We start from the raw sequence: 2,848 nt of genomic DNA, 5'->3' as shown, positions 1-2,848 counted from the left end.
CGAATCATAATTGATTCTTCGGCCGGTTCAAAGATAAACGCAAACTGAATGGTTAACGCTGAAACCGTGTTAATCCACAGCAACTGGGTTGGGAAGAGTGGTAATTCCTGGCCCATAATCATACTCAGCAAGACAACCAGCCCTTCAGCGAAACTGGTTGGCAAGAGGAAACGAATCGTCTTTTGAATATTATCAAAGACGTGTCGGCCTTCAGCCACCGCGTCAACGATGGTTGTAAAGCTGTCATTAACCAATACCATGTCAGCTGCTTCCTTGGCAACCGCGGTTCCTTTGATTCCCATCGCAATTCCGATGTTCGCCTGCTTTAAGGCCGCGGCATCGTTAACCCCGTCACCAGTCATCGCAACGATCTTATGGTTCGCCTGTTGGGCCTTCACAATTCGCAGCTTGTTGGCTGGCGTCGTTCTTGCAAACACGTTATAACGACCAATGTTTTTAACCAACTCTTCATCAGACATTTCATCAACTTCGGGGCCGGTAATCGCATGAATGCTTTCATCGAGATCCAACTTACGAGCGATTGCGGCAGCCGTGTCGGGGTGATCTCCGGTAATCATGTTAACCTTCACACCTGCTCGACGCAGACTTTGAATCGATGGAATCACTTCTTCACGTGGTGGATCAATGATTCCAACAACCCCACTTAATTTGATGCCGTCAGCAATTTGGTCCTGATTAATTTCGGACACGTCAGCCGGGACTTCTTTGTAGCCCAAAGCCACAACCCGCAAACCTTGTTCGGTTAATTCTGCGACTCGGGCATACCAAGTCTTGTCGTCAAACGCCGGATTGGTTTGTTTGGCCATATCAAAGATGGTTCCTGGCGCACCCTTAACCATCAACTCATTATGGCCGGCTTCTTTAATCAACCGGGCACTATACCGATAGGCCGAATCAAATGGTAAGGTATCGACCTCATCGACTTCAGGTTCGCGCCCAATCAGCTTATGAAACAAGGTGGTGAGCGCGCCATCAGTTGGCTCACCGTTTAATTGCCATTCACCGTCGGTTTGGACGAGCTCAGCATCAGTGGTGGTCCCGGCAATATCAACCAGGTCACGGAAATGTTGGTCGTTTTGCCAATCATACTTCTGGCCATCCAGCAACACATCCCCATCAACACCTTTATCGCCGTCCACAAAACCAATTCCAGTAACTTGGTAATGATGTTCGTCAGTGATGACGTCTGTGACGGTCATTTCATTTTTGGTTAAGGTTCCTGTCTTGTCGGTATCAACAATGTCCACGGCTCCCAGCGTTTCAACCGCTGGCAGAGTCTTGACGATCGCGCCCTTCTTGGTCATGACTTGAACGCCACGCGCCAGAACCACCGACGTTGAAGCCGGCAGTCCTTCAGGAATAGACCCCACCACCATCGTGATAATCGCAATCGTTAAGGTTGGCAGGCTGTAGATCTTGGTATACAAGCCGAGGACAAACAGTAAAATCGCAATCGCCACGATAAACAGTGATAAGTTAACCCCTAATTTATTCAGGTTCTTCATCAATGGCGTGACTTGAGATTTAACCTCAGCCACACTCTGTTGAATTTGACCAATCTGCGTGTCTTTTCCGGTTGCAATGACGATTCCAACACCGGAACCTTGGGTAATGGCAGTTGAGGCAAACGCCATGTTGGAACGTTCAGCAAGCGGAACTGAATCCTTGTCGATCGGATCTTCCGTCTTCTCGACCGAATTGCTTTCACCGGTCAGCGTCGACTCTTGGGCCCGCATATTATCCGCGGAAATGAGTCGTAAATCGGCTGGTACGGCATCTCCAGCTTCCAAATTAACCAAGTCACCAACGACTAATTCGCGGGCAGGCACTTCAATCTTGTGCCCATCACGGATAACGTAGTTTTGACTAACCAATAACTCCTTAATTTTGCTTAATGCATTGTCAGCCTGCATTTCTTGGAAAAATCCAATAAATGCGTTGGCAATAATAACGATCCCAATAACCGCTGAGTCTGAATAATGGTGCATAAACAGCGTAATGACGGCAGCAGCAATCAAGATGTAAATGATGCTGTTGTTAAACTGAAGTAAAAACTGCAGCAGCTTGCTCTTCTTTTTAGCCGTTAATTCATTGTAGCCATCTTGAGCCAATCGTTTCGCTGCCTCTTGTTCACTTATCCCATCTTCCGCGTCGGTGTGGTACTTCTTCACCAACTCATCAGTACTGCTTTGCCACAACTTTTGATCGGGAGGAACCTCGTTCATATTGTCTGCCATTAAATGTATCACCTTTCCTTTTATGAAAATAAGATTGTTGTTAAGAATATTATAATATAATTCGCTTACTTTTTGGTAAACAAAAAACCTTGGATGACGAATTTAATATTTGTCACAAAAATTGACCACCTAAAAAAATGACCAATCGTCTTCATTATTTTACGATTGTCCAGTCGTTAATTGATTTTCCAGCCTCATCCTTTAATACCAGCCAGCTGTTGATGCCACCAAAGTACAAGAAGAGGCCAACCTCGTTGACGCTCTTTAACACAATGTCTCGGGTTGTCACGAAGTCCTGAATATCATCCGCATGTTCAGAACGCAACCTTTCAGCAAATTTTGCCGAAAAGCCCACTGAGCCGTCTTTGTTCAACTCGGGCTTGGGTTTCAACCTTGCGCCCGCCTTGGCCAGCATTTCATTTCGCTTTTGCCAATAAACAGTTGCCGTGGCGTCATCGTGATCAACGCTAAACGCGATTTGACTCACTTGTTTGGAAAAGCGGTGACGGGGTTTGCCACTGTGCTTAGGGGCTTGTAAAAACGCCAAGCGAAATCCCAATCCAGTTAAGATTTTTAGCACTAGATCCCGG

General features: G+C 46.5%; 1 protein-coding gene and 1 pseudogene. Both read right to left on the bottom strand.

The window, feature by feature from the left end:
* Positions 1-2,258, bottom strand: a 2,258-nt coding sequence (locus tag AB3112_RS10375) for an HAD-IC family P-type ATPase (protein WP_367334445.1), incomplete at its 3' end; no start/stop codon positions are given.
* A 154-nt stretch (positions 2,259-2,412) separates the two neighbouring features.
* A pseudogene (locus AB3112_RS10370) lies at positions 2,413-2,848 on the bottom strand (hypothetical protein); the annotation flags it as partial.

The organism is Lentilactobacillus sp., from assembly GCF_040773105.1.
GTDB lineage: Bacteria > Bacillota > Bacilli > Lactobacillales > Lactobacillaceae > Lentilactobacillus > Lentilactobacillus parabuchneri.
This window is presented reverse-complemented; position numbering and strand designations above follow the sequence as displayed.